Source organism: Burkholderia sp. MBR-1 (assembly GCF_013822785.1).
Classification (GTDB): Bacteria; Pseudomonadota; Gammaproteobacteria; order Burkholderiales; family Burkholderiaceae; genus Burkholderia; species Burkholderia vietnamiensis.
In genome coordinates this window covers 1372240-1394027 of the sequence record NZ_CP053610.1, presented here as the reverse complement: position 1 = coordinate 1394027, position 21788 = coordinate 1372240, and the positions used below count along the sequence as shown (strand labels likewise).

The following is a 21788-nucleotide window of genomic DNA, read 5'->3' as shown; positions in this document are numbered from 1 at the left end:
CTGAGCGCGGCGCCACGGCTTTACAAGGAAGGAGATTCTCATGCGCACGACAATTGCAGCGATACTCTGGTTCGTCACGTGCATCCCGTTGGTCGCGAGCGCCGGTGTAGTCGATGCGGGCTGCGCCGCGGCCGTGGTCACAAGTGGAAAGACGCGCGCCGAAGTGCGGGCCGAACTCGTTCAGGCAGAACGCGACGGCTGGATTCCGATTCACTCGCCCAGGCAGCGGACCTATCCGCCCGATATGGCGCAGGCTCGCCGGAATCGGGATGTCCGCGATGCAGGCGCGGTGGCGACGCCATCCTTGCAGGCGTCGAGCCAGCAGCCTTGAGTAATGACCCTGGCGTCCGCATGCCGGCGCTGCAATATCGCTGCATCGTCATGTGGGCTCCAGGGCGAGCAACGCTCAGAACTTATGTCGTATAGCGAGCCGATAAACCATCTGGTGGTTATTCGACGAATCTCCGGAGCCGCCGATGTTGGCGACGGCTGGCGCGCCCGTCGACGATGTGCCCGAAGCGCGCTGCCAGCCGCCGGAGAGGTACACGTCGGTACGCTTCGACAGCAGATAGTCCAGCGTGAACGCCACCTGATTGTAGTGCTGGTTGCCGACGGCATTGCCTTGTGCCGTCGTGACGCTCCGCGCGTTCATGTAGTCGTACGCGACGCCGACGAAAAAGACCGGCGTGACACGGTAGTTCAACCCGATGTCGTAGTTGTTGAAGACGGCGGTGCCGTTCATGAACCCCGCGCCGAGATTGGCGTATTGAACGTTCGAATACGATGCGCTGATCGTCGCGTTTCCGATCGTGTAGGCCGCCGCGATGACGGCGTCCTGATAGGCCTGCGCGACCTGATAGGCCGAGTTCAGAGAGGAGGCCAGCAGATTGAAGCCGCTTGCATAGTTGGTGAACCATCCGTTGCCTGGCGTCGAGGTCGGGTGTTTGAAGTAATCGAACGCCGCGCCGATCTGAAGCGGACCGTGTGTGTAACCGACTCCAAGCGAATAGCCCGACGTCGACGTGAAGTCGCCGGGTACGCCGCCAAGGCTATATTCGACGCCAAAGGAGAAGCCGCGGAAGTCCGGGCTCATGTAGCGCACCGAGTTGTTGAATCGCACGCTGTTGCTGGTGTTGTCGAAATCTCCCGGATGCGCGCTCGGCAGGTCGCCAACCGCCGCGGATCCGGCAAGAAACTCGGGGAAATACCACACCATGTCGTATTGGCGGCCGGCGGTGAGAGAGCCGTAAGTGTCGCTGCTCAGTCCGACGAAAGCCTGCCGGCCGAACGCCGTGCCGCCCTGGGCAAACTGTCCGTTGTTCACGTTGATGCCGGACTCGAGTGTAAAAATCGCCTTGAGACCGCCACCCAGATCTTCCTTGCCGGTCAGCCCCCAGCGGCTGCCGTCGATGCCGTCCAGCGAGTCCATGTAGACGGCCTTGCCGCCGCCTACGTTGGTCTGGTAATGAATGCCGTTGTCGATCTCGCCATAGAGTGTGACGCTGCTCTGGCTATGCGCGACGGAACTGGCCAGCCCCACGAGCGAGCCGACAATGATTTCGATTTTTTTGGTTTTCATGAGATCTCCGCAATCAAAAGGCCATACAAAAGAACGGTTCACTTGACGTTCATCGATTCAGCGAGCGGTACCGATCAGGCCGAAAAGGATTTCTTCAGGCCGTTCTTCGTCAGGCCATAGCAAGCGCCCATCAGCGCCACGCAAGCCGCTGCAATGAGGATTGGCGCGGCTGCCACGCGAAACATCGCGTCGACGCTCCAGTTGTTCGCGTACAGGACGCCCGCGAGGTAAGTGCCGCCCGCGGCGCCGAGCCGACCGAATCCGTAGGCCCACGCGACGCCCGGGGCGCGCAATTCCGGGCTATAGAACAGCGTGCACAACGCGATCGCACAGGTTTGTCCGCCGCTGATGCAAAAGCCGCAAAAGAAGATCGTCGTGAGTAAAGCGAGATGCGATGAGCCGATCGCGATGGAGATTGCGTACATCGACACGGCGCCGCCGACGTAGACCGCGGACAGAATTCTGTAAGGGCTCGTGCGATCCATGATGGGTCCCATCAGCAGACTGGCCACCATGCCGCCGATGATCACGGTGATGGTCGCCCAGACCACGAGCGCGGGTGGGAACGAGATGGACGCGAGAACGGTCGGCAGCCAGCTCTGCAGAAAATAGAACGCGGCCAGGTTGATGGCGAATACGGCCCACAGCAGGAATGTCCCCACGCGGAATGGTGCGGAGAACAATCCGAGCACACTTGCGTCTGCCGGCTTCTCTTCGTGAGTGACCAGTTCGCCGTCCGCTTGCAGCGTGAAATCGGGAAAGAGGCGCTTGGTTGCACGAAGCAATTCACCGCGCTGCGCGTTTGCCGACAGGTAGGCCACGGATTCCGGCAGCAGCGGGACGAGCAACACCGTCAAGCCGAGTGCCGCGAGCCCGCCCAGCCACAGTGGGCCTTCCCAGCCGAACCGCGGGATCAACGCGCTGCTGCAGATGCCCGCGAAGATGAACCCCAGCGCATATCCCATGTAGACGAGAATGACGAAAGTCGCGCGGGTTCTCTTCGGGCTGAATTCCGAAACGAGGCCCACCGCGCAAGGCGTGGCCGCTCCGAGGCCGATGCCGGTGAGGAACCTCAAGGCGATCAGCTGCGGCACGCTGGTGGCAAAGACGGTCAGGACGGTGAACAGGCCGAAAGCAGCGGTTGCCACGAAAGCGATCTTCTTCGTGCCGAAGCGTCGGGTCGCGAACGGAATGCCGAAATTGCCGATCAGCAACCCGAAGAACACCGCTGAAAAAATCGCACCGAATACGGCCTTGGGCAGTTGCCATTCTTTCGCGAGAACGGGCACGATGAAGCTGATGACCTGGGTGTCGAAGCCGTCGAAAAGCATCAGCAGCGCGCAGAAGGCGACGATGAAATACTGCCTCCTGCCGATTCTGCGACTGTCGATGATGTCGTAGACATTGATTTTCCGTATTTCCACATCGTTCTCCTCGCGTTAAAAGAAAAGGTTTTACTTCGGGTATTGCATTTTCTTGCCGGGTTAAAGGTGGTGGCGCGAATGGGCGAGCATTCGGTGCCATTAAAACGAGCTTGAGGAATCGACGATTAATACGACGAATACTTGATTAATTTACGAAGTTGATTGCTGATGCAAATGCGGCGGCCCGACGGATTCGATCGACGGCCGTGCCGTGCCGTCCCGTCCCGCACGGGGCAAGCGCCATGCACAATGGTGCGGCGCCGTCGTCCGTTCGGTATTGGTGTGAAAAAACTGTCTCGCTCGATTTATTATTCCGTCGCCCCGTATTTCATTGCGTTTGAAGAAATCCGGGCCGCCGGGATGGTGAAGTCATCTTGATTGCACGGAGAAATATTGCCGCAGTCCAGGCAGTATTTATTATTCTTGTGTTGCCGCGGCGGCGCTCCGTTCGGCAGATTGTGCGGTGAGAGCGGTCGATCGAAGCGTAATTCGCGGTCGGTGGCTCGCTGAACTTCGCGGTGCCGTCCACGCCGATCTGCTCGGCGCCATCGTGGCGTTCGTCCGGCTCGTGGAGCGTGCACGTGACGTGCCACAGCCCATGTACGAAGCACAATCGGGTCCGAACCGGACTGCATGGGCATCGACACCGTCGAACCGCTCACGCGCGAGCCCGGACGTCGGGCGTCCGCGAAGGGGCGGTCTCGCGCAATGAAGTCGTGGCGCCATTCCAGCGTGGCACGTGATGCGGCTGTGCCTGCTTATGCTTCGCATCGTTCGCCACAATTTCAACATGTCGCTAGAATGCCCGATATGAACCGTTACGTTAGCCTTCCTGATTTTGCGGATCCGGACGCGATCGATCGGCCGGCGGTGGCGATGTGCATGCACGTCGACGAGCATGCTGCCGAAATTCCGGTTCACAAGCATCAGAAGGGGCAGCTGGTGCTCGCGTTGCACGGCGCCGTGACCTGCCGGGTCGCGGGCGCGTTCTGGATCGTCCCGCCGCAATGCGGCGTCTGGATTCCCGGCGAGATGCCGCACAGTAACCATGCGACACCCAATGCCCGGCTTTGCTATCTGTTCGCCGAGCCCGGTGTCGTCGACTTGCCGACGGAGTGCTGCACGCTCTCCATTTCGCCGATGCTGCGCGAAATGATCCTGCATCTGGCCGGTGCGCCGCTCGACTACGAGCAGGGCGGCCATACCGACCGGCTTGCGCGCGTGCTGTTGCATGAGCTGACGTTGATGCCGGTCGAGCGCCTCTATCTGCCGGTTACGGATCATCCGCGCATCCGGCTGATGGCGGACGCATTGAACGCCAATCCCGGCGATCGCAGCACCGTCTCGCAATGGGCGAAGCGTCTCGCCATGAGCGAGCGTTCGCTGGCAAGACTCGTCGTCAGTGAAACGGGACTGACCTTCGGCCGCTGGCGGCAGCAGTTGCAACTGCTCGTTGCGGTGCGCGAGCTTGCCGGTGGCGCTTCCGTGCAACGCGTGTCGGACGAACTCGGCTACGAGTCGGTAACCGCCTTCATCACCATGTTCAAGAAAGCGCTCGGGCATTCGCCAGGCCGCTATTTCGCCGCGCTGGCTCGCACGCAATCGGAGGCCGGGCTCGCGCCGGCGGCTGCGACCGAGATGGACGACCGAGCGGATGGCGCAGCGGACGTTGTGGGCGGTGCATGAAGCCGCGCCTTCGTCCGTTTTCCCGCCCGTGACGCCGGGTTCTCCACGCGAGACCGCGCGCATCGAATAGAAATGCTGTAGATCGCGCATTCCGCAGAAGACACTGCAGCCGACACCGCTTTGGCGGCCTTCAATACGACCACACATTCTGCGGCATCCCCCGTAATCTTTGCGCACTCGCCACTGAACTCGCATTGCTTTTACGGAGTTGCAAGATGACCGACTTATCGACGGGGACACCCTCGATCCTTTCCCTGGGCCAGACGAAAATCGACGACGACCCACTCGAAACCGCCGAATGGCTCGATGCGCTCGATGGCGTGGTTCGGCATGCCGGTGCCGAACGGGCTCAGTACCTGTTCGATCGGCTCGCGGCCCACGCGTCGTCCAACGGTATCGCAACGGCGCGCCTCAATGTCACGCCCTACGCGAATACGATCGCCGTCGATCAGCAGCCGCCGTATCCGGGAGACTTCGATATCGAAGAAAAGCTTGCCGCCGCGCTGCGCTGGAATGCGCTGGCCATGGTCGTGCGGGCCAATCGCGCCTACGGTGAACTCGGCGGGCATATTGCCAGCTATGCGTCGGCGGCCGACCTGTTCGAAGTGGGCTTCAATCATTTCTTTCGCGGCGCGAACGATGCCAACGGTGGCGATCTCGTCTATTTTCAACCCCATTCCGCGCCGGGCGTTTACGCGCGGGCTTACCTCGAAGGTTTTCTCGACGAAGCGCATCTCGAGCATTACCGACAGGAAATCACCGGTGCGGGCCTGTGTTCCTACCCGCACCCGTGGCTGATGCCGGACTTCTGGCAGTTCCCGACCGGCTCGATGGGTATTGGGCCGATCAACTCGATCTACCAGGCGCGCTTCATGCGCTACCTGCAGAACCGCGGACTGCAACGCACGGAAGGCCGCAAGGTGTGGGGCTATTTCGGCGATGGCGAAATGGACGAACCCGAGGCGATCGGCGCACTGTCGCTGGCCGCGCGCGAGCGTCTCGACAATCTCGTGTTCGTGATCAACTGCAATTTGCAGCGGCTCGACGGACCGGTGCGCAGCAATGGCCGCATCATCGACGAACTCGAGGCGCAGTTCACGGGGGCGGGGTGGAACGTCATCAAGGTGTTGTGGGGTTCGGACTGGGATCCCCTGTTCGCACGCGATCGCAGTGGGGCGCTGTTGCGCGCGTTCGCGCACACCGTGGACGGCCAGTTCCAGACTTTTTCCGCCAACGACGGCGCCTACAATCGTGACCGCTTTTTCGGCCAGAACGCCGAACTGGCCGCGCTCGCCGCGCATCTGAGCAACGACGATATCGACCGCCTGCGGCGCGGCGGCCACGATGTGCGCAAATTGCACGCTGCCTACGACAAGGCGTCGAAACACCGCGGGCAACCTACGGTGATTCTCGCGAAGACGATGAAGGGCTTCGGCATGGGCTCGATCGGCCAGGGGCGCATGACCACACATCAGCAAAAGAAGCTCGACATCGAACAGTTGAAGGCGTTTCGCGACCGCTTTCGCCTGCCGCTCTCCGACGACGATGTCGAACAACTCAAGTTCTACAAGCCGGATGAAAACAGTGCCGTCATGCAGTATCTGCACGCGCGCCGTGCGGCGCTGGGCGGCTACCTTCCGCGCAGGCGCACAGCTGCGTCGCACGCGCCCGCCGTGCCCGCGATGTCGTCGTGGGGACGATTCGCGCTCGATACCAACGACAAGGAAATGTCGACCACGATGGCGTTCGTGCGCATGCTCGGCAACCTGTTGAAGGACGCCGAGCTGGGGCCGCGTGTGGTGCCCGTCGTCGCCGACGAGGCGCGCACCTTCGGCATGGCGAATCTGTTCCGGCAAATCGGCATCTATTCTCCGCTCGGTCAACTGTACGAGCCGGAAGACATGGGTTCGATGCTTTATTACCGTGAGGATACCGGCGGCCAGATTCTGGAAGAGGGCATCTCCGAGGCGGGCGCGGTGTCGTCGTGGATTGCGGCGGCGACGTCATACAGCGTGCACGATCTGACGATGCTGCCGTTCTATATCTACTACTCGATGTTCGGTTTCCAGCGCATCGGCGACCTGATCTGGGCGGCTGCCGACCAGCGCGCGCGCGGTTTCCTGATCGGCGCGACGGCCGGCAAGACGACGCTCGGCGGTGAAGGTTTGCAGCATCAGGACGGCACGAGCCACCTTGCGGCCTCGACGATACCGAACTGCCGCGCGTACGATCCGGCCTTCGCGTACGAAGTGGCGATGATCGTCGACGAAGGCATGCAGGAGATGATCGCGCGTCAGCGCGACGTCTTTTACTACATGACCGTCACCAACGAAAACTACGCACAACGTTCGTTGACTGAAGCCGATCTCGATCGCGTCCGTAGCGGCGTGCTCAAGGGGATGTACGTGCTGGAGCCCACGCAGATCGAGATCGCGCAGGTGCAGTTGCTCGGCTCGGGCGCGATTCTCGGTGAGGTCCAGGCCGCGGCACGGATGTTGAAAGACGACTGGAATATCGACGCGGCCGTCTGGAGCGTGACGAGCTTCACCGAATTGCATCGCGACGGCGTGTCCGCGGAGCGTGCGCAGCGGCTATTGGCGCGCGGCGAGCCTGCGGTGCCCTACGTGACGGCGGCCCTGGGCGCCGCGCGTGGACCGGTGATCGCCGCGACCGACTATGTGCGCGCCGTGCCCGAGCTGATCCGCGCCTATGTACCGTCCCGCTACGTCGTGCTCGGCACCGACGGCTTCGGGCGCAGCGATACACGTGCGGCGTTGCGTGCGTTCTTCGAAGTGGACCGTGCGTCGATCGTGATCGCCGCGCTGAAAGCACTCGTCGACGAGGGCCGGCAGGACCCTGACGTCGTGCGTCAGGCGATCGACCGATACGGGCGAAGCGGAACCGGGCTGACCGAACCCTGGCTGGTCTAGCACCCGTTGACCGGTGAGCGTCGTGCGAGCGGCGCGCGAAGCGGCTGCTCGAAGGCCTTGCGCGTCCATCGGTCCATCGCGGGAAATCCGATCGAACCAAGTGCGTCCGACCTGATGAAGAGGGGGCGTTGACTGTTGAAATGCTTGCTGTTGGAGACGAATGTGCGGGTGACACGAATAGAAGTGCCGGATATCGGCGATTACAAGAACATCCCCGTGATCGAAGTTCTGGTGGGAGTCGGACAACGCGTCGAACGGGAGCAGTCGCTCGTCGTGCTCGAGTCGGACAAGGCGACGATGGATGTGCCCAGTCCCGCCGCTGGCGTGATCAGGGAGATGAAGGTCGCGGTCGGCGAAACGGTGTCGCAAGGCACGTTGATCGCGCTGCTCGACAGCGACGGCGAGCGGCAGGACGACGCGGCGCCTGTGCCTGCGACCGCCTCGGCTGCGCGCGATCTCGCGTGTCCGTCGGCGAATGTCGCGACAGGGCTGGTGTCGGCGCTTGCGCCGGCGCCCGAACGGGAATCCGCATCCGCGCCATTGCATCGCGCGCCGGCGCGCGAAGGCGAGCCGTCTCGCGCGAGCCACGCGTCGCCGTCGGTGCGCAAGTTCGCGCGCGAGCTCGGCGTCGACGTCGCGCGCGTGCCGGGCAGCGGCCCGAAGGGGCGCATCACCAAGGACGACATCACGGGCTTCGTGAAGGGCGTGATGTCGGGCCAGCGCGCGGCGCCGGGCGCAGCAGCCGCGCCGGCAGGCGGCGGCGAGTTGAACCTGCTGCCGTGGCCGAAGGTCGACTTCGCGAAGTTCGGCCCGTTCGAGGCGAAGCCGCTGTCGCGCATCAAGAAGATCTCGGGCGCGAACCTGCATCGCAACTGGGTGATGATCCCGCACGTCACGAACAACGACGAAGCGGACATCACCGAGCTCGAAGCGCTGCGCGTGCAGCTGAACAAGGAGCACGAGAAGGCGGGCGTGAAGTTCACGATGCTCGCGTTCGTGATCAAGGCGGTGGTGGCCGCGCTGAAGAAATTCCCGACCTTCAACGCGAGCCTCGACGGCGACAATCTGGTGTTCAAGCAGTACTACCACATCGGGTTCGCGGCCGACACGCCGAACGGTCTGGTCGTGCCGGTGATCCGCGATGCGGACAAGAAGGGCCTCGTCGACATCGCGAAGGAAATGGCCGAGCTGTCGAAGGCCGCGCGCGACGGCAAGCTCAAGCCCGACCAGATGCAGGGCGGCTGCTTCTCGATCTCGTCGCTCGGCGGGATCGGCGGCACGCACTTCACGCCGATCATCAACGCGCCGGAAGTGGCGATCCTCGGGTTGTCGCGCGGGCAGATGAAGCCGGTGTGGGACGGCAAGCAGTTCGTGCCGCGGTTGACGTTGCCGCTTTCCCTGGCGTTCGATCATCGCGTGATCGATGGCGCTGAAGCCGCGCGGTTCAATGCTTATCTTGGCGCGTTGCTTGGGGATTTCCGTCGCATCGTTCTTTGATGAGAAGAGGGGCTCGCGGGGGCGTGGGTTTTTGTCGGTGCGCCTCTTACTGTCGTTGAACCTGTTTTGCATACGGTCTGCTAGCGTCGCCCCTGCGCGGGGCGGCGGTCACTTTTCTTTGTCTTCCAAAGAAAAGTAACCAAAAGAAAGGCGCGTCCTTGGGCGGACAGCAAAGGTGGTTCTGCCCAGGTTCGCGTTCTCTTGTCAGGCCGTGGCCGGTTCGTCGCGCGAGTTTCCATTCCCTCTCTCCGTAGCCAACAAGAAGGGGACGTACATGAGTCTCATCGAAGTCAAAGTTCCAGATATCGGCGATTTCAGCGGCGTCGATGTCATCGAAGTCAACATCAAACCCGGCGACGTGATCGAAAAAGAGCAAACGCTCCTCACGCTCGAATCCGATAAGGCATCCATGGAAGTGCCCAGCGACATCGCCGGCACCGTCAAGGAAATCAAAGTCAAAGCCGGCGACAAAGTCTCGCAAGGCACCGTGATCGCTCTCGTCGAAGCATCGACAGGCGCAGCCGCGCCGGCACCCGCGAAAGCACCCGACGCGCCGAAGCCCGCAGCGGCTGCGCCGGCTCCGGCCGCTGCCGCCCCGGCACCCGCGCCGCAAGCCGGCAGCTACGGCGGCTCTGCCGACATCGAATGCGACATGCTCGTGCTCGGCGCCGGCCCCGGCGGCTACTCGGCCGCGTTTCGCGCCGCCGACCTCGGCATGAAGACGGTACTCGTCGAACGCTATTCGACACTCGGCGGCGTATGCCTGAACGTCGGTTGCATCCCGTCGAAAGCACTGCTGCACACGGCGCTCGTCGTCGAGGAAGCCGCAGCGCTCGCGTCGCACGGCATCACGTTCGGCAAGCCCCAGGTCGACCTCGACAAGCTGCGCGACTTCAAGGGCGGCGTCGTCAAGAAACTGACGACCGGCCTCGCCGGCATGGCGAAGGCGCGCAAGGTCGAAGTCGTGACCGGCATCGGCGAATTCCTCGACCCGTTCCACATGGAAGTGCAGGGCGACAACGGCAAGAAGATCGTCAAGTTCAAGCAGGCCATCATCGCAGCCGGCTCGCAAGCGGTGAAGCTGCCGTTCATGCCGGAAGACCCGCGCGTCGTCGATTCGACCGGTGCACTCGAGCTGCGCCAGCTGCCGAAGCGGATGCTCGTGATCGGCGGCGGCATCATCGGCCTCGAAATGGCGACGGTGTACTCGACGCTCGGCGCCGAGATCGACGTCGTCGAAATGATGGACGGCCTGATGATGGGCGCCGACCGCGATCTCGTGAAGGTCTGGGAAAAGTTCAACGCGAAGCGCTTCGGCAACGTGATGCTGAAGACCAAGACGGTGGGCGCGCAAGCGAAGGAAGACGGCATCTACGTGAAGTTCGAAGGCGAGAAGGCGCCCGCGGAAGCGCAGCGCTACGACCTCGTGCTCGTCGCGGTAGGCCGCAGCCCGAACGGCAAGAAGATCGGCGCGGACAAGGCGGGCGTCGCGGTCACCGAGCGCGGCTTCATCGACGTCGACAAGCAGATGCGCACGAACGTGCCGCACATCTTCGCGATCGGCGATATCGTCGGGCAGCCGATGCTCGCGCACAAGGCCGTGCATGAAGGCCACGTCGCAGCCGAAGCCGCGCACGGCGAAAAGGCGTACTTCGACGCGCTGCAGATTCCGTCGGTGGCATACACCGATCCGGAAGTGGCATGGGCCGGCAAGACGGAAGATCAGTGCAAGGCCGAAGGCATCAAGTACGGCAAGGCAGTGTTCCCGTGGGCCGCGTCGGGCCGCGCGATCGCGAACGGCCGCGACGAAGGCTTCACGAAGCTGATCTTCGACGAGGCAACCCATCGCGTGATCGGCGGCGGCATCGTCGGCCTGAACGCGGGCGACCTGATCAGCGAAGTGTGTCTCGCAGTCGAAATGGGCGCGGACGCCGAAGACATCGGCAAGACGATTCACCCGCACCCGACGCTCGGCGAATCGGTCGGCATGGCCGCCGAATTGTATGAAGGCGTCTGCACGGATTTGCCGCCGCCCAGAAGGGCCTGATCGCCATCTCGGCTTGCGTGTCGCAAGTATGACGAGTTGCGGGTTTTCCCGAGCGTGCGGCGACAATGACCGTTTTTGGTGATAACTCGACTTTTTATCAGAATTTTCCGCGGAGCTGCCAGGCATAAACTTGTTCATCAGGTGATGTTGTTCGAATGCCTGCTGGAGCGGAAATCGATGTTCTGCCGCGCTAGCGAGCGTTCGAGCTTCAGGGCACCGGAGCCTTGTGCAAAGAGGAGACGCGGGCTATGAACGTTGCGCTGGACAGGATAGACCTTAGCATCCTGAGTGAACTTCAGGAGGACTCAAGTTTGACGAATCTCGAACTGGCGGCTCGAGTCAACCTGTCGCCCTCTCCCTGTCTCGTCAGGGTCAGAAATCTGGAGCGTCTCGGTGTAATCAGCCGACGCGTCGCCGTGCTCAATGCGTCCCTGCTCGGCCTGGGCATCATGGCCATCGTCGAGATCAGTCTGGAGCGGCAGGGCATGCAGGCGCGGGAGAGTTTCGCCGACACGGTCAGAGGCATCACCGAAGTCATGGACTGCTTCATGATGACCGGGCAAACCGACTATCTGCTGCGGGTGGTGGCGAGAGATCTCGTCGAACTCGAACACATCATCACGCACAAGCTGACGTCGCTTCCCGGTGTGGCCAGCGTTCGCTCGAACGTCGTCCTGAAACGGCTTGCCAACAAGACGACGCTTCCCATCGACAAGACGCGGCCCATCCAGATTCATGGACTGGCGCAGGCGTCGTGATCACATCGCGCAAGGTGCTCTCATGAGTAACGCAATGTCCGCCGGCCGGCCGGCAGATTCGCGCGCCGACATCGCAACGGCGTTGGAGATTATCGAAGAAGCGCGCGCCGGGCGGATGTTCATTCTGGTCGACGACGAGGATCGTGAGAACGAAGGCGACCTCGTCATTCCCGCGCAATTCGCCACGCCCGACGCCGTCAACTTCATGGCGACGCATGCGCGCGGCTTGATCTGTCTCGCGATGACGCGCTCGCGCTGCGAATCGCTGGGTTTGCATTTGATGAGCCGAATCAACGGTTCGCGGCACGAGACGGCCTTCACGGTGTCGATCGAGGCGCGTGACGGTGTGAGCACCGGCATCTCGGCGGCCGACCGCTCCCGCACGATTTCGCTGGCGATCAATCCGGAAACGGGGCGAGACGAGCTCGTTTCTCCCGGACACGTCTTTCCGCTCATGGCGCGCGACGGCGGCACGCTCGTGCGCGCGGGCCACACCGAGGCGGCGGTAGATATCGCCCGGCTGGCCGGGCTCGCACCGGCCGGTGCGATCTGCGAAATCATGAACGACGACGGCACCATGGCGAGGCTGCCGGACCTCATCGCATTTTCACGGCGGCATCAGCTGAAGCTGGGCACGATCGCCGATCTCATCGCGTATCGCCGACGAACGGAACGGCTCGTGGAGGCCGTTGAACACGGGAGCTTCACCGAGCCGAATGGACGGCATTGGCGGATCGTGGTCTACCGGAACCGGATCGATCAGGTCGAGCATATCGCCTTCGTCATGGGCGATCTACGGGGCGCCGACCCCGTTCTCGTGCGCATGCATGCAATGGATACCATGAACGACGTCATCGGCGGTCACCACCTCGCGTCCCTGCGCGGCGCCGCGCGTTTGCTGGAGAACGAGAGTCGCGGCGTCATCGTGGTGATCCGCGAATCCCGCCCGACGGCCGTGTCCGAGCGTGTGCGTGCCATGATGCATCCCAAGCCTGCCGAGCCGGAACTGCGCGATTACGGAATAGGCGCGCAAATTCTCACCGAACTCGGCGTGAAGAACATGATCCTGCTCTCCAATCATGAAAGAACGATCGTGGGCCTGGAGGGCTACGGTTTGAACATGGTCGAGCAGAGAAAAATAGAGCGGATTCACGACTATCAGGAAGTTTGACGCCATCCGGTCGCGCCGCCGTGCCGATGCAGAAATCGGGTCGTCCCGTTCCGATCGCGGGAGCGTTGTTCCGGATGAAGTCGTGACGCTCATCGCAGGGCGTTTCGTGACCATAAAAGCAACTGGAGGAGAGATGAGACACGCAGAAAACCCCGACATCGTCGGCGCGCGCGAGCGCCGTGGCCGCGGGGCGGCCCGCATGAAAACGACGGCAGACCATCCCTATACGACCGGACTCGAGCGCGACCGGGCGAACTTCATTGCCTTGTCGCCGCTGACGTTTCTCGAACGCGCCGCATCCGTCTGGCCGGAGCGCACGGCCATCGTGCACGGCACGATACGCCGCGACTGGGCCGAAACTTACCGGCGTTGCCGGCTGCTCGCCGGCGCGCTGCGCGGGCGCGGCATCGGCAACGGCGATACGGTGGCGATGATCGCGGCCAATACACCGGAACTGTTCGAGGCGCATTTCGGTGTACCGCTTTGCGGCGCCGTCCTGAACACCATCAACACACGGCTCGATGCCGACACGATCGCGTTCATTCTCGGTCACGGCGACGCGAAGCTGCTGATCACCGACCGCGAATTCTCCTCGACGGTGAAGAAGGCTCTGGCACGGCTCGGCCGTGCCATTCAGGTCATCGACATCGACGATCCACAGTTCGGAGAAGGCGATCTGCTCGGCGAAAAAGACTACGAGGCGTTGCTGCAGGAGGCCGCGCACACGGAATTTTCTGTCGCGATGCCGGAAGACGAATGGCAGGCCATATCGCTGAACTACACATCGGGCACGACGGGCAATCCCAAGGGCGTCGTGTATCACCATCGCGGCGCATATCTGAACGCCGTATCGAACGCACTATCGTGGCATCTGGACGAGGACACGACCTATTTGTGGACCTTGCCGATGTTTCACTGCAATGGCTGGTGCTTTCCGTGGACCATGGCGTTGGTGGCCGGCACCAGTGTTTTTCTGCGCCATACGCGGGCCGAGCGAATTCTCGCCGCCATCCGCACCGAGGCGGTCACGCATTTTTGTGCGGCGTCCGTAGTGTTGAACATGATCAATAACGCCGCGCCGGAGCTGAAAGCCGGCATCCGTCATGGAGTCAAGGTCATGACCGGCGGTGCACCGCCGCCCGCTTCGGTGATCGCCGGCATGGAGCGCATGGGCTGGGACGTGACGCACGCCTACGGGTTGACCGAGTCCTATGGGCCGGTCGTGCAATGCGTGTGGCGCGACTCGTGGAATGCACTCGATCTCGATGCGAAAGCGCGGCTCAAGGCCCGCCAGGGAGTGCGCGGCCCCGCTCTCGAGGCAGTGATGGTAGCCAGCCCCGATACGCTGGAGCCCGTTCCAAAAGACGGGCAAACGCTCGGCGAGGTATTTCTGCGCGGCAACAACGTGATGAAGGGCTACCTGAAGAATCCGGACGCCACCGTGGAGGCATTTTCTGGCGGGTGGTTTCACACGGGCGATCTCGCGGTATGGCACCCCGATGGCTACCTGGAAATCAAGGACCGCTCGAAGGACATCATCATCTCGGGAGGCGAAAACATTTCGTCGATCGAGATCGAGGACATACTGTATTCCCATCCCGCCGTTCTGGAGGCGGCAATCGTCGCGCGTCCCGACGACAAGTGGGGCGAGACACCTTGTGCTTTCATCGCGCTCAAAGCCGATTCGGCGGTGACCGAAGCGGACATCATCGCGTTTTGCCGCGAGCGGCTGGCACATTTCAAGGTGCCCAAGACCATCGTATTCTCGCCGCTGCCGAAGACAGCGACCGGCAAGATCCAGAAGTTCCACTTGAGGGAGCGGGCGCGCCAGCTGTGAAAGAGGCGGCGGCGTAGCGTCGGGCGCCGCGTTTCGATCAGCGCGAGGACGCCTCCTTCTGGTCCACGCGAAACTTGCCGGGACTTTGTCCCATGGTCTTCTTGAACATGGTGATGAACGAGTTCGGACCTTCATAGCCGAGCTCGAGCGCCACTGCGTGAACCGACGCGCCTGCCGACAATCGCTGAAGCGCAATGATGATATGCAGACGCTCGCGCCAGCGCCCGAAAGTCATGCCGGTTTCGCTGCGTACCAGCCGCGCGAGCGTACGTTCGCTCATCGCATATCGGCGCCCCCATTCCGCGATCGTGCTGCGGTCGGCGGGGTTGTCGAGCAACGCCGAAGCGATCTGTTGCAGCCGGGGATTGTCGGAGATCGGGAGAAAGACGTCGTCGGGCGCCAGCAGCGCGAGCTGATCCAGCAACACTCTGGCGAGCCGGCCCACCGGGCCGTCCTTCGGATAGTCGGGCGGGAACCTGGCCAGTGAACGGATCAGCTCGCGGATGAGCGGCGTGATCGTAAAGCTGCGGCAGTCGGTGGGCAGGCCGGCCTCGTCGGGCGGAATGAAGATGACGTACAGCTTGGCGAAATCGGAAGCATGATTGCTGTGCGGAATGCCGCCCGGAATCCACACCGCGCCGTTGGGCGGAACGATCCACCATCCGCTCGGCGATCGGCACATGACCGACCCGCTCAATGCGACGACCAGTTGCCCCTTGCGATGAACGTGCATCGGCAGTTCATCCTCTCTTCCGCTCGTCTCCAGGAGAACGGAAATGACCGGCAAATCGACGGAGTCCGGATCGAACGGCTGATAGTTGATCTTCACCGGGGCTGTCATGGCTCGCGAAGCGGACATGCCGATTTCAGGATTGTTGGGTTCCACGGTTCACTCGCTTTCTGCGCCTGCCTGGCCTCGGTGAATTCATGTATCGCCGCCCTCGGTGCAACATACGGTGGGCCATCCGACTGACGCGATTTTAATCCGCCGAATCAACGATGGCGCTGGCAAATCAAAATTAAATTTGGCCCCGTCGGACCTACACTGACTCGATGAAAATTCACGAGACATCAGGTATGAAAACCGACGAATTGATTTGCACACGGATCGACGCGGACGTCGTGCAACTGACGATCGACCGGCCGCCGGCGAACGCACTGAACGAACCGCTCATCACCGCATTGATGTCCGTCTTCCGCGACTTCGCTCGACATGACGTGCCACCCGGCATCGTGCTCACCGGGGCGGGAGAGAAGTTCTTTTGTGCCGGCGGCGATATCAATGAAGTGGCGGACCATGAGCTCGCCCTGTCGCGCATGGAAGCGTTCCACGCGTTCCTGGCGCAACTCGAGCAGTATCCGAGCCCGCTCGTGTGCGCGGTCAACGGCTATGCAGTGGGTGCCGGATTCGAAATGGCGCTGCATGCGGACTACGTCGTCGCGTCCGCTGAATCCCGGCTGGGATTTCCCGAGATCAATCACGGCCTGTTGCCCGCGGCAAAAGGCATGCGCCACGCAGCGGCCCTGCTGGGTCGACGGGCCGCGCGCTCGCTGCTTTTTTCCGGTGAACTGATCACGGCCGGAGAGGCGTTGGCGATAGGCGCGGTGGACGCGATATCCGCGCACGATGAAACGCTGAGAGACGCGCTGGCCAAATGCCGCGCGCTTTGCGCCAAAGATCGCCAGCTGTTCGCCGCCATCAAGCGAACGCTGCGCGAGAGTCCACGGATGAACGATGAAGCTCTGCTGCAGATGACGCTCGATGACCTGCGTGGATATCTCGGCAACGCGCGGACCGCGGACGCAAGATCCAGATTTCTGAACCGCAACAAGAAGGCCTGATCGTGAGCAATCTCAAACTGCCGGAAACGCTGCATCTTGCGCGCATGACGTATGAGGACGTGGCGGCCGCATTGGCCACGCAGTTCGATCGCGTCATCATTCCTTGCGGCGCAATCGAGCAGCACGGCCCCCATCTGCCGCTGAGCATGGATGCCGATCATGCGGACGCGCTGGCCGTGGAAATCGCCACGTTGCTGGGGCGAACCCTGATTGCGCCGACGATACGAGTGGGATGCTCGAAGCACCACATGGCCTTCCCGGGCACGATCTCGTTGCAGGAGCACACGTATGCCGCGCTCTGCCACGATTACTGCGTGAGCCTCGCGGCACATGGATTCAAGTGCATCTATCTGTTCTCGGCGCATGTCGGTAACTTCAATGCCCTTCATGCGATGTTGCCGGAATTGCGACAGGCCGTCGGGCCGGACGTCCAGGTGCTTGCCTATACGGATCATCAGGCGTGGCTGCGCGAATGGCGACTGGCCGTCGAGGAAGCCGGCGGCGATCCGGAATCCGTGGGTGGACACGCAGACATCGCAGAAACCTCCCTCATGATCCACCTTGATCCGGACAGTGTGCGACTCGCTCGACTCACGACCGGCCACGTGGGCGCCATGACGACCGAGCAATTGAACCGGATGTGGAAGGAGGGCGTGGCGTCGATCTCCCGAAACGGCGTGCTGGGCGATGCGCGAGGATCGTCACGCGAGATTGGCGAGGCCTGTTTGCGTGCGACGGCGAGGCTTCTCGCGTCGGCATTTGCGGCCGAATCGTCGACCTAGAAAAAGACGGAAAGCCGGCAGCATGATCTGCCGGTATCGGCAAGGTTGCGGCATGAAAAGAATAAAAAATGCTGCGGGATGTGCGGCAATATTTATTCACGAAAACAAAAGAGACATCAAGACAGAGAAGGCATCCGGATGGATAAGTGTCGCCATCCAATCTGGATGCGCTGTTTCTAAATCAGGTTAAACGACGATGTTAATTGGTTGGCGGCGTGACACTGCCCGAACCTCGGCAGCAGTTCGCACGCGCCGTGAATTTTCGAATTACGACTGTCAAGGAAAAGGAAATGCCATTGAAATTCGGTTTTTGGTCCGAGCAGGAGACGCAGGTCGGGCATAGCTACTCGAACAGGCTTCGCGAGCTGGTTCGCGAAGCGCGCTTCGCCGAGCAAATGGGTTTCGACTTTGTTGCGTTGTCGGAGCAGCACTTTGCGCTTGGCGGCGTGTCGAGTTCGGCGCCTGAAGTGGTGTTCGGTTATCTCGCGGCCGTCACTTCGCGAATCAAGCTGCGTCCTGCCGTGGCGCTGATGCCGAAGGCCATCAATCACGCGCTGCGTACCGCGGAACGGCTGGCGGCCACCGACATCCTCTCCGAAGGCCGGATGGAGATGTATTGCGGGCGCGCGAACACGACGATCGCAATGCGAGCGTTCAACGTATCGCCCGAGGAAACCCTGCCGCAAATGGAAGAGGGCATGGCGCTGTTGCGCAAAGCGATGCGTGATGACGTGTTCACCTTCGAGGGAAAGTACTACCAGGTGCCGCCCCGGTCGCTCGTGCCGAAGCCGTTGCAAAAACCGTATCCCGTCCTCGGCGTTGCCGCCACCAGCGCGAACAGCCATGCTTGGGCCGGCTCGGAAGGCCTCGCGGTGATGAGCCATGCGATTTATCAGGGATGGGAGAAACAGAAGGGGCTGCTGGACACCTACTGGAACAGCTGGAAGCGCGATGAGACCGGGCCGTTGCACAAGCCGCGCGCCGGCATGCCGCTCTTCATCGGTATCGGCAAGACCGACCAGGAAGCGAAGGACATTTACGCCGGCGCGATCATGAACTATGCGCGCATCTCGACCGATGCGTATCCGCGGCTCGCCAAACTCGCGGACAACTACGCGTACATGGCCGAAAGCGTGCCCGCAATGCAGCGCGCCGCCGAAGATTGGGACTACCTGCTGAACGAATCCGCCACCACGGTGTGCGGAAGCCCCGACACCGTCATCCGTCAGTTGGAGCAATACGAGAAGCTCGGAATCGACGAGGTGCTGCTGCATATCGACTCGGTGCCGCACGAGCAGATCATGTCGACGATCGACATGGTGGGCCGTTACGTGATTCCGCATTTCAACGATCGCAACAACATCGTCCGCCCGACCGACGAGTTGCTCGAGAAGATTCGCGCCATGCGTCCGCAGGCCGCCAACCCGAAGCAAAGTCAAGGATGAACCCATGAATACGTCTTCGCGCTATCAGTATCTGAATGTCGAACAACGGTCCTCCGGTGTCGCGATCGTCACGATGAATCGCCCGGAAATCCTGAACGCCATCAATTGGGACATGCACGACGAACTCGAACGGGTATTCGTCGAGCTGGATCACGACAAATCGGTCAAGGCGATCGTGTTGACCGGCGCCGGCCGCGGGTTCTGCTCGGGCGGCGACCAGAAGTCGATCGACAACGGCAATATCCCGTCGGCGACGCGTGGTGGCCGTCACCTCATAAGAAACATGCTGGAGGTCGAGGTGCCGATCGTGGCGGCGGTCAATGGCGTGGCCGTTGGCCTGGGCGCGACGCTCGCGCTGTTCTGCGACATGATTTATGCGAGCCCGACCGCACGGTTCGCCGATACGCACGTCAATGCCGGTGTCGTCGCGGGCGACGGCGGTGCGGTGATCTGGCCGCTTCTGCTCGGGCCGGTCCGCGCGCGGCACTATCTGATGACGGGCGACTTCGTCAGCGCGGAGGAAGCGCTGACGATGGGGATGATCAACAAGATCGTCGAAAGCGACAAGCTGCTGGAGGCGGCGCTCGATTACGCGGAGTTGCTCGCGAGCGGCCCGCGCGACGCGATCGTCTGGACGAAGTACTGCGTCAACAAGCTCGTCAAGCAGAATGCCCATCTGCTTCTCGACACGTCGATCGCTCTGGAGACGATCACGTTCAATTCGCCCGAGCGGCGCGAAGCGGTGGCTTCGTTTACCGAAAGGCGCAAGCGCTTTGGAGACAACTGGAAATGAGCGCGGCACCGTGGACTTCCGGCAATCAATTCGCGACCACCACCATTCCGGCCTTGCTGATCGAGCGCGTGAAGAACGGCGCTGACGCAGACGCGTTCTTTCAACGGCGTGCCGGAGCGTGGGTGCCCACAACCTGGAAGGGCTATGCGAACGCAGTCTGTTCCGTATCCGCAGCGCTCGGCGCGGCCGGGGTCGCACGAGGCGATCGGATTACCATCATGGGCGACGTATCGCGGGAGTGGCTGATTGCCGACATGGCGACGATCTGCTCGGGCGCGGTGACGGTAGGCGTCTATTTCACCGCGTCGGTCGAAGAGGTCCGCTACTACCTGGAGGATTCAGGGGCGACACTCGCTTTTGCCGGAAGTGCCGAGCAGCTTCGGGTCATGAAAGCGGCCGATACGTCCAGCAGGCTCCTCAAGATCGTGGTGCTCGATCCGGACTGGAAGCGCTCGCCTGACGAAACCGGCATGAATGTCGTTTCACTCGCCGAGTTCGCGTCGCATTTTGACGGCGACGAAGTCGCCTATCTGCGTGAGCAGTCCGAGCTTGCGCGGCCGACGGACCTGGTGAGCCTGGGTTACACCTCGGGAACCACGGGGGCGCCGAAAGGCGCGATGCTGACGCACGTGTCGATGCTCGCGGGTGCGTTCACGTGGCCGACCTTCTGTCCGGCGATATTGTCCGAACCGCAGCGCATGGTGATCCATCTGCCGCTTTCGCACACGGTCGCGCGCATTCAGGCGACGACGCTGCCGTTGATCGCGAAGACGGTACCTTACTTCGTCGACGTGTCGGCCGATTTCGCGAAGTGCATTCAGGAAGTCAGACCGACGTCCTATATGGCGCCGCCGCGCTTCTATCAGAAGTTCGCGACCCAGATCATCAACCACGTGAACGGCAGCAGCGAAGCCGAGCGGAGAAACTACACGCTCGCGCTCGGCATCGCGCGGGAAGTGCTGGCCGATCGCCAGGACGCAGGCACGGGCGACCCGTTCAAGGAACAGCTCTACGCCATCTGCCGTGAGCGCGTGTTCAAGCCGTTGCTGGCCAGAATCGGCTTCGACGATTTGCGCTATCCGTACACGGCCTCCGCTCCGGTGCCGCCCGAGGTCGTCACGCTGTTTCAGTTGTGGGGCGTCAACCTGAAAGAGAATTACGGGCAAACGGAGATGGTCGGCGGCAACCTCGCGCAGGTGACCGACTGGTCGAGGCCCGGCAACTCCGGGGTCCCGCTCGACGACCCCGCCTGGGAAACCCGCGTGTTGCCGGACGGCGAAATGATCGTTCGGGGGCCGGGGCTGTTCATCGGCTACTGGAACAAGGAAGCCGAAACGAAGGCCGCGCTGCGGGACGGCTGGCTGTACACCGGCGATATCGTCGACGTCGGCGCGGACGGTTCGTACAAGCTGATCGATCGAAAGAAGGAGCTCATCAATACGGCCGCCGGCAAATCGATCAGCCCGGTGCAGATCGAAAACGAACTGCGCCAGAGTCCGTACATTACCGAGGCACTCGTGATCGGCGAAGGGCGCAAGTATCTGACGGCGTTGATCGAAGTCGACGGCACGCTCGCCATGGACTGGGCCAGGACGCACGACCCGTCGGTCACGCAGTACGCCGATCTGGCCAGTTCGCCGCCCGTTATCGACCTGATCCGTGCGGAAGTGGAAAAGGCGAACGCGAGGTTGGCGCGCGCGGAGCAGATCAAGGCGTTCAGGATATTCCCCGAGGAACTCACACCGGAAAACGGCGTGATGACCGCCACGCGCAAGAAACGCCGCAAGGCATTGATGGCACGCTACGCGCACATTATTGCCGGCCTTTACGACGACGCCGAAGAGCGGTTGATCAAGGAGCAGCTCGTCGGTTCAGGGACAGCAGCGTCCGTTCACCGGCAATAGGAATCGCCGGCAGCGCAATTGGCCACGAGAACCCGTCGACGGTGCGGCGCGGGCGATGAACGGTGCAACGCCACGGGTACTTCGCCACGCATG

The 21788-nt window shown here is 62.2% G+C and carries 16 protein-coding genes; 13 read left to right on the top strand and 3 right to left on the bottom strand.

Annotated features, from left to right (window positions below):
* The first annotated feature begins 40 nt into the window (after positions 1–40).
* Positions 41–331: a DUF4148 domain-containing protein gene (locus tag MBR110_RS20885; protein WP_081054192.1), complete on the top strand. Its 291-nt coding sequence runs from the start codon at positions 41–43 to the stop codon at positions 329–331.
* Between the two features lie 75 nt (positions 332–406).
* Here the strand turns inward: MBR110_RS20885 and MBR110_RS20880 are convergent, their stop codons facing one another.
* On the bottom strand, positions 407–1579 hold the full coding sequence (locus MBR110_RS20880; protein ID WP_041494224.1) for a porin: 1173 nt from the start codon (positions 1577–1579) through the stop codon (positions 407–409).
* A 74-nt stretch (positions 1580–1653) separates the two neighbouring features.
* Entirely contained in the window at positions 1654–3003 is a 1350-nt protein-coding gene (locus MBR110_RS20875) for an MFS transporter (RefSeq protein WP_181709311.1), read from the bottom strand.
* A 708-nt stretch (positions 3004–3711) separates the two neighbouring features.
* Here MBR110_RS20875 and MBR110_RS20870 point away from each other — a divergent pair.
* From MBR110_RS20870 to MBR110_RS20840, 7 genes are all read left to right on the top strand, one after another.
* Positions 3712–4689, top strand: coding sequence for an AraC family transcriptional regulator (locus tag MBR110_RS20870; RefSeq protein WP_081059539.1), 978 nt, complete (start codon positions 3712–3714; stop codon positions 4687–4689).
* A gap of 215 nt (positions 4690–4904) precedes the next feature.
* Positions 4905–7619 carry an alpha-ketoglutarate dehydrogenase gene (gene mdeB, locus MBR110_RS20865; RefSeq protein WP_059990006.1) on the top strand — a complete coding sequence of 905 codons (2715 nt, stop codon included), beginning with the start codon at positions 4905–4907 and terminating at the stop codon, positions 7617–7619.
* A gap of 162 nt (positions 7620–7781) precedes the next feature.
* A complete protein-coding gene (gene aceF, locus MBR110_RS20860; RefSeq protein ID WP_258569979.1) occupies positions 7782–9116 on the top strand; it encodes a dihydrolipoyllysine-residue acetyltransferase in 1335 nt (444 codons plus the stop codon).
* 274 nt (positions 9117–9390) lie between these two features.
* A complete protein-coding gene (gene lpdA, locus MBR110_RS20855) occupies positions 9391–11163 on the top strand; it encodes a dihydrolipoyl dehydrogenase (protein WP_181709309.1) in 1773 nt (590 codons plus the stop codon).
* 248 nt (positions 11164–11411) lie between these two features.
* Entirely contained in the window at positions 11412–11921 is a 510-nt protein-coding gene (locus MBR110_RS20850) for an Lrp/AsnC family transcriptional regulator (protein ID WP_011661374.1), read from the top strand.
* 22 nt (positions 11922–11943) lie between these two features.
* Positions 11944–13092, top strand: coding sequence for a 3,4-dihydroxy-2-butanone-4-phosphate synthase (ribB, locus tag MBR110_RS20845; RefSeq protein ID WP_176155164.1), 1149 nt, complete (start codon positions 11944–11946; stop codon positions 13090–13092).
* A gap of 199 nt (positions 13093–13291) precedes the next feature.
* Positions 13292–14929, top strand: a complete 1638-nt coding sequence (locus MBR110_RS20840) for an acyl-CoA synthetase (RefSeq protein ID WP_181709513.1) — start codon at positions 13292–13294, stop codon at positions 14927–14929.
* Between the two features lie 37 nt (positions 14930–14966).
* Here MBR110_RS20840 and MBR110_RS20835 read toward each other — a convergent pair whose 3' ends face one another.
* The gene (locus MBR110_RS20835; RefSeq protein ID WP_181709512.1) at positions 14967–15788 is read right to left on the bottom strand and encodes an AraC family transcriptional regulator; all 822 of its coding nucleotides are present in this window, start codon (positions 15786–15788) and stop codon (positions 14967–14969) included.
* A 218-nt stretch (positions 15789–16006) separates the two neighbouring features.
* Between MBR110_RS20835 and MBR110_RS20830 the strand changes: the two genes are divergently transcribed.
* From MBR110_RS20830 to MBR110_RS20810, 5 genes are all read left to right on the top strand, one after another.
* Positions 16007–16771: an enoyl-CoA hydratase/isomerase family protein gene (locus MBR110_RS20830; protein ID WP_014725460.1), complete on the top strand. Its 765-nt coding sequence runs from the start codon at positions 16007–16009 to the stop codon at positions 16769–16771.
* A 2-nt stretch (positions 16772–16773) separates the two neighbouring features.
* Positions 16774–17553, top strand: a complete 780-nt coding sequence (locus MBR110_RS20825; RefSeq protein WP_046428728.1) for a creatininase family protein — start codon at positions 16774–16776, stop codon at positions 17551–17553.
* A 290-nt stretch (positions 17554–17843) separates the two neighbouring features.
* Complete coding sequence (locus tag MBR110_RS20820) at positions 17844–18998, top strand: LLM class flavin-dependent oxidoreductase (RefSeq protein WP_181709308.1); 1155 nt, start codon at positions 17844–17846, stop codon at positions 18996–18998.
* A gap of 4 nt (positions 18999–19002) precedes the next feature.
* Positions 19003–19791 (top strand): enoyl-CoA hydratase/isomerase family protein, encoded by a 789-nt coding sequence (locus tag MBR110_RS20815; protein WP_011882678.1) that lies wholly within the window; start codon positions 19003–19005, stop codon positions 19789–19791.
* Positions 19788–21695, top strand: coding sequence for an AMP-dependent synthetase/ligase (locus tag MBR110_RS20810; protein WP_059562362.1), 1908 nt, complete (start codon positions 19788–19790; stop codon positions 21693–21695). The genes MBR110_RS20815 and MBR110_RS20810 overlap by 4 nt, the downstream gene beginning before the upstream one ends.
* Positions 21696–21788 lie beyond the last annotated feature (93 nt).